Source organism: Moorena sp. SIO3B2, from assembly GCF_010692525.1.
Lineage (GTDB): Bacteria > Cyanobacteriota > Cyanobacteriia > Cyanobacteriales > Coleofasciculaceae > Moorena > Moorena producens.
Window position 1 is genome coordinate 1 of sequence record NZ_JAAHHE010000319.1, and the last position, 6,883, is coordinate 6,883.

The following is a 6,883-nucleotide window of genomic DNA, read 5'->3' on the forward strand; positions in this document are numbered from 1 at the left end:
ATGATGTTGATGGGATCCAATTCGATGACCACTTTGGCTTGCCAGTGACCTTTGGTTACGATGACTTCACAGTAGAATTGTACAAAAAAGAACACCAAGGTAAATCTCCCCCCACTGACCCAAAGGATGAGGAATGGGTACGGTGGCGAGCAAATAAAATTACGGATTTCCTAACCAAGCTGTTTCGAGCAGTTAAAGACAGTGTTGAAGACAGTAACAATGATGTGATTATTTCCCTATCTCCCAATCCCCAGCGTTTTTCTTACCAATTCTTTTTAGCTGATTGGGCAACTTGGGAACAACGGGGTTTGGTAGAGGAACTAATTGTCCAGATTTATCGAGATAATTTCAGCACTTTTATCTCGGAATTAGACAAGACAGAAGTCAAAAGAGCACGGAGTCATATTCCGGTAGGAATTGGGATTTTAAGTGGTCTCAGAACTCGTTTAGTTCCGGTATCACAAATTCAGCGGCAAGTGGATGCTGTCCGACTGCGGGGATTTGCTGGTGTGTCGTTTTTCTTCTATGAAACCTTGTTGAATATGAGTGATGAACCAGCTTCTGAGCGTCAGAGCGGTTTTGAGGTCATGTTTCCTGAGTTCGTGAAAGCACCAAATATAGAGGATTGGAAGAAATCGAATTGAGCCGTTGCTGAATTGAAGTCTGTTGCTATAAACGCTATTTTCTATTAGTTTACCACAATTTAATTATTTTTCGGAGATGTCTAGTCGTCGGAGTATATATCGAAATCATATCAATCGATTCTATCCCTCCTACATGCTAAATGGAAACTCTTCGATTTGCCGAAGGTAAACCCGAAGCAACTGGCTGTCTGGGGACGCGCAAGTAATACCAGACTTAGCAAGTCCCTTAACAGTATTTTCGCAATCCAACTTTGACGTGAAAGAGGATGCCTCTAAATAGGTTAGCTGAGTTCCAGGAATTTTTTTCGTTAAAAACGGCAAGATGGGACTTAAAACATTTTCTGGGGAACTCAAGATCACATCCCGCATTTTTGATTCCCAATCGGGATAGTCTATTTGCTCGATAAGGTAGCCGAGAGAACGAATGAGATCGACTAGCTCCCCTATCTGCAAACACTGAGGATTGACTAAGTGGAAGCTTTTTCCTAGGGATTCTTTCTGCCTAGATAGATAAACAATGGCTTGACTAACATAGTCTACTGGTGTCAAATCGAATTCAATATTGAGATCGGGAGCAATGCCTTGCTCGACAAAGCTCTTGAGCAGGCGACCTAAGGTTTGCTCGGCATTAGATGCGCCAGTTTTACTGTGCCCGCTAATCGTCCCTGGTCGGTATATACTAACCGGAATACCAAAAGAATGTGCGGTTTTCAACAATTTTTCTGCTACCCATTTACTTTGAGCATAGCCTCCATAGACTACTTCACAATCTTCCAGAGGGTCTTCTTCTCGAATGGATGGCTTGTTGAAATACCCTGTTGACTTAAAAATAGCGGGTGAAGAGATAAAATGGACGGACTTGAGTTTGATTTGACTGGCTAATCTCAAGATTTCCTGAGTTCCTCCCACATTGGCTGCTCGCATAGCTGTGTAGGGATAGGCTAAATTCAAGAAAGTGGCAGAATGATAGATAATATCGATTTCCCGCGCTAGCTCCTCGAACTGTTGGTCGTGTAGTCCCAAAAGTGACTGGGACAAATCCCCTATCACTGGAATAATCCGGGAGTTGAAATTTTCATATTCCAGTAAATAGCGATCTAGGTTGTTGGTAATTTTCTGCTTGCCTTCAGCAGTAGTCTTACAGCCACGAACCAGGCAATAAATCCTGGCTTGGGTTTGTCTGAGGAGTTCATCGAGTAAAAAAGCACCGAGAAATCCCGTTGCTCCAGTCAATAAAATAGCATTGGGTTCGGAATAATACCCAACAGAAGTAAAGTTCGGTTTGATGGTGGGATCTAGAACGGCTTCTGAAAGCAACTCTTCCACAGTCATGCTTTCAATCCCTGCAGCCTCTTCTGAGTTGCTGAATTTATCGATTGCTTCAGCCATGTTAGCTACTGTGGGTGCTTCTAACAAGGTGCGTAGGGGGAAATCAACTCCAAAAGCGTGTCTTACTTGGAAAAGGAGCCGAATTGCTAGCAGAGAATTTCCTCCTAATTCAAAGAAGTTGTCCCTCAGGCCAATTGGATGGATGTGTAAAACCTGACTCCAGAGTTGGGCTAATTTTGTTTCTAGTGAGGTACGGGGTGGGACAAATTCTTGCTCTAAAATAGGTCGTTCGGGATTAGGTGCAGGGAGCGATCGCCTGTCTAACTTACCATTAGGGGTTAGGGGCAACTCGTCTAAAACCACAAATGCGGCAGGAAGCATGTATTCTGGCAGCTTTGCTTGGATAAGTCTTCGCAATTCTGGCACAATTTCTATCCGAGATTCTTCACCCACAGTGCTGACAATATAAGCGACTAAGCGCTTGTCACCCGGAATATCTTCCCTAGCAATTACTGCGGCTTGTCTCACCACAGGGTGTTGAGTAAGTACTCCTTCAATTTCCCCTAGTTCAATGCGGAAACCGCGAATTTTTACCTGATGATCGCTACGACCGAGTAACTCAATATTACCATCGGCAAGATAGCGAGCTAAGTCTCCTGTTTTGTATAATTTTGACTTTTGACTTACTCTTCGAGAAGCCGCTTTCGCGTCTATGACTTTTGAATTTTCAAAGGGGTTGGTGATGAATTTTTCTGCTGTTAATTCTGGGCGGTTGAGATACCCCCTGACGAGATAGTCTCCGCCTACGTAAAGTTCCCCAGTTTCTCCTCTGGGAACGGGTTGCATTTGCTGGTCTAAAATATAAATTGGCAGGTTAGCAATCGGGCGAGTTATAGAAAAGTTACGCGGTTCTGGTTCTGGTTGACAGTTCCAGGAGCTAACAACAATGGTTTCAGTAGAGCCGTAGATTTCAATTGCTTCGCAATTGGGAAGGCTCTCCCAAAAGCGTTGTTTGAGAGCAAAGGGAAATGCTTCCCCACCTACAAAGATTCGTCTGAGATTCCTGCAACTCTTCAAGCCCGGATCTTCCAGGAAAATCGAGAGCATAGAGGAAACAAAATAAGCAACGGTAATTTGCTCTTGGGCGATTAGCCGAACTATGTAAGCACTATCTTTTTCACCGTCTGGTTTTGCTAAAACAACGCAAGCTCCAGCCATTAGAGGCCAAAATAACTCCCAGCGACTGGAAACATCAAAGCTGAGAGAGGCTTTGTGCAAAACGCGATCGCTTTTCTGATAGGGAAAAGTCTCTTGAAGCCAGCCCCAGCTTTGACAAACCGCTCTATGGGGCATCATTGCCCCTTTTGGCTTTCCGGTTGACCCAGAAGTATAGGTAATGTAAGCTAAGTTTTCTGCTCCAACCCTACCGACTGGGTTAGTATTGCTTTCTACAGCTATTTTCTGCCAATCTGTATCCAAGCAAACTAGATGTCCTTGATATTCGGGAATTTCCGCCACCAATTTCTGTTGCGTCAACAGCACTGACACCTGGGTATCATGGAGCATGAACTCCAAACGCTCGCTCGGATAGGATGGATCTAAGGGCACATAAGCCCCCCCTGCTTTAAGAATCCCCAAAAGTCCGATCGCTGTATGGATAGAACGCTCCACACAAATCCCCACAAGGGTTTCCGGTTCTACACCTAAGGAGCGCAAATAGCTGGCTAACTGGTTCGCTTTGCCATTAAGTTCTCGGTAGGTTAACTGCTGGTTGTCACACACAACCGCAATAGTATCAGGTGTTCGTTCTACCTGGGCTTCAAATAACTGAGGTATGGTATTCATATACTTTGAGGTTTTGGGTGTTAGGTATTAGGTGTTAGGTGTTAGGTGTTAGGTGTTAGGTGTTAGGTGTTAGGTAAAACACCAATTCTTCCGATGACCTAATTTTTCTTATTATCCTTGAGTTTTTCGATCAGAATGTTGAGCATTCTTCCTATTTCATCGCTTAGCTCTAAAACAGGTTGTAACTCCGAGTTTTTAAGATAAGATAATCTACCAGTAATTAGCAAATGTGTTTCCAATTCTTTCAGAGATCCATTAGCTATGGAGAGATGATGGATATAGTCTCCCAAATGCAGTCTCCCTTTCCCCTCAGCGATGTTAGCTGGAATTGAAACGGCAGCTCGTTGAATTTGGCTGCTCAGTCCATAAATCTCAGTTTTTGGTAACTTAGAAGTAAGTTGGTAGCATAGTACAACCAAGTCCATTGCCCGATTCCAAACCTTTAAGTCTCGATAACTCTTAACTTCGATCACCTGGATCACCTTTTTCGTTTAGTCATTATCTAAAGCCCAACATCTAACACCCAAAACCTAACACCTAACACCACTTCTCTGATGCACTCTAGCGCACGTATGAGGCTCCATTAATATCAATGTTGGTTCCAGTTGCCGAGGGGACTTGTCCGGATAAGAGGAAAACCACCATGGCAGCAATTTCCTCTGGCTGGGCGATTCGCTGTAGGGGAATACCTGATAATATCTCAGACAGAGGATAGTTTTGGGTAAATTCCGCAGTCATCTCGGTATCAACAAAGCCGGGACAAATAGAATAGGCTAGTATGCCATCAGCCGCGAAGTTTCGAGCAATACTTTTAGTGAAATTACTCAGTGCTGCTTTGGAGGCTGCATAGTGCATACACTCTGGGGTGTCACCACGATGAGCTGCACGACTGGAAATATTGACAATAATTCCTCCTCCCTTGGACTTAAAGTGTTCTATGGCGCGTCTGGTGATGGAACTAACAGCAATCAGGTTAACTTGAAGAGTTTTGAGCCATTTTTCTTCCCAGACTGAGGGATTATCATCCAAGCTGAGTTCGGTCATGATGGCGGCATTATTAACAACACCATCAATGGCATATCCCAGATTAATAATTTCCTCCACTAATTCTTGTCCTGCTTGGGGCTCGGATAAGTCTTTTTGAATTACAACACAATCCGTTTTTGCTTCGGATGCTAACTTCTGGGCTGGCTCAATATGGGAATTACAGTGCACCACAACTCGTGCTTCTGACCCAATAAGATGTTCGGCGATGGAGTAGCCGATTCCTGTTCCTGCTCCTGTTACCAGAAATGTTTTTTCTGCGATCTTGATCATTGCATTAGTTCCATTAGGTTAAGATTCAGGATTTCTGGCTAGGAAAGAAATCTGGTTTCCAATCCGCAGGCACTTCTCCCACTTCGTTCTTAAAATCGTGAAAGCTGTTCGGCGAAGAAATGGCTATAAAGTGTAGGTCATTGCTTGATTCATTCCTAATTTGATGCAGCGCTCCCGGAGATATTAGTATGCCATCACCCGAATTAAGAACATGTGTTGTGTTCTCAATTACTATAGATGCTTCACCCTCAAGTATAAAGAAAAACTGTTGGGCAACTTCGTGGTAATGTTCTACTCCCCTGCTGTTGGGAGGCATAATTTCCTGTGCAACGGTTAAATTGTCATTGGCTAATAAATGCCATCCTTGACAGCCAGTTCCCCATTGAAAATTTTCGGCAGTAGCTTTATTGATGATCTTTGCGTGGTTTGACATTGCTTTTTTCTCTTAAATCTAAAGTTACTTTAGCATGAGCAAAACTTAGGAGTTTACTCATGCTTTCTTGGCACGGATAAAATATAACTGCTGATAGAGATTGCCCTCTTCTTCTAGAAAGGGGGAGGGTTCTCCTTCTAGATCTGCTAGTTTTTGATAGCTTTGGACAAACTCTGTGTGATAGTTAGCTAAGGCAACATTAATTCTGTGGACAACAGCCCAATTGGCATCACCCCGCTCTTCCCAGTTAATAGAATAGTCTAAAGGATTGTCACTATCGCTTTCAATTCCTTTTCCCCAGTATTTTTCCATTAACCTATGGGTTAGTCTGGGGCCATTTTTACTGGTGGCGATGAAGAGAATTTCCCCTCCTGGTGCCAGGTAGGAACTACCTTGGGTAATTAAAGTGTCCATTACTAGTCTGCCGCGATCGCCATTGCGGTTCCATTCTTCACCCCGAAATTGGTCAGCAAACTTCAGCCTTGCTTGCAATTTTTCCTCCGTATCAGGTAGTGCTGGCGGGTTGAGATAAATGCGATCAACTTTCCCTTCAATCTCTCGATTCCCTTGAATTGCAGCAAAGCAGTTAGACTCAAAACTTTGGAAATCTTTTGGGTTAAGACCATTCAATGCCCAATTGCTTCCTTGCAGGGTAACGGCATAAGGGTTTAATTCCGTGCCAATTACCTGAGCTGCACCACCTTTTCCGGCGACTATGCCAAACATGCCTAAGCCACCAGCAAAATCCATCACCACCTTGCCCCTACAATCATCAGCAGCTACTAGCTCACACATTGTGAGGGAAAATAGTGAAGAAGGTGTCCAAGCATTAGGATGGCTTTCTAGTAAAATATCTAAGTCATTACTGAGATGATATTTGACAATCGTGCCCGCCTCTAAAGACTGATAATCAATGTTACTGTCCGAGTCGTAGGTAATAATTGTTTTTTGTGTACAGAAATCTTTGTCTGTTTCTAAATTCAGATCTGGAGTTTTCATTAATTCTATTTGTCTTCGGTAAAGCTACACTAATTGGAAAGTTTCAACTGTTTTTTCTAGGTAATAATATGCTAGAATTTCGCAAAATTCACTGTAATAAAATAGTTGTATGCCCAAATCCTCCATTTGATTAACTTCTTGGTAAGTGGGAGTACGATAATATGTTCTTTTACTAAGATCCTGTTTTACATCCCAAGAAAAAGGAAAAGAATATCCTTGAGCTAACTCATCGATGTATTCTAAAAATATTTGGGCACCCTTTTTGTAAATTAAACATAAATTTTTTAGATAGCTGTAGTTTTTATTAAGATCTACA

Annotated in this window: 7 protein-coding genes; 1 reads left to right on the forward strand and 6 read right to left on the reverse strand. The window is 42.9% G+C overall.

From position 1 onward, the window contains the following. Positions 1–644 (forward strand): glycoside hydrolase family 10-like protein (locus tag F6K38_RS32365; RefSeq protein WP_287359195.1); only part of this gene is annotated, 644 nt, incomplete at its 5' end. Positions 645–773: 129 nt separating this feature from the next. On the opposite strand, the gene F6K38_RS32370 is transcribed toward F6K38_RS32365, so the two are convergent. The 6 genes from F6K38_RS32370 to F6K38_RS32395 form a co-directional block, all read right to left on the reverse strand. Next, a complete protein-coding gene (locus F6K38_RS32370) occupies positions 774–3,818 on the reverse strand; it encodes a non-ribosomal peptide synthetase family protein (RefSeq protein WP_008179311.1) in 3,045 nt (1,014 codons plus the stop codon). 98 nt (positions 3,819–3,916) lie between these two features. Further along, the gene (locus F6K38_RS32375; RefSeq protein ID WP_071986791.1) at positions 3,917–4,291 is read right to left on the reverse strand and encodes a four helix bundle protein; all 375 of its coding nucleotides are present in this window, start codon (positions 4,289–4,291) and stop codon (positions 3,917–3,919) included. 88 nt (positions 4,292–4,379) lie between these two features. Further along, entirely contained in the window at positions 4,380–5,135 is a 756-nt protein-coding gene (locus tag F6K38_RS32380) for an SDR family NAD(P)-dependent oxidoreductase (protein WP_008179315.1), read from the reverse strand. A gap of 25 nt (positions 5,136–5,160) precedes the next feature. After that, positions 5,161–5,568 carry a cupin domain-containing protein gene (locus F6K38_RS32385; RefSeq protein ID WP_008179317.1) on the reverse strand — a complete coding sequence of 136 codons (408 nt, stop codon included), beginning with the start codon at positions 5,566–5,568 and terminating at the stop codon, positions 5,161–5,163. A gap of 57 nt (positions 5,569–5,625) precedes the next feature. Then, positions 5,626–6,567: a methyltransferase gene (locus F6K38_RS32390; protein WP_008179320.1), complete on the reverse strand. Its 942-nt coding sequence runs from the start codon at positions 6,565–6,567 to the stop codon at positions 5,626–5,628. 24 nt (positions 6,568–6,591) lie between these two features. Then, positions 6,592–6,883 (reverse strand): hypothetical protein (locus F6K38_RS32395; protein WP_287359197.1); only part of this gene is annotated, 292 nt, incomplete at its 5' end.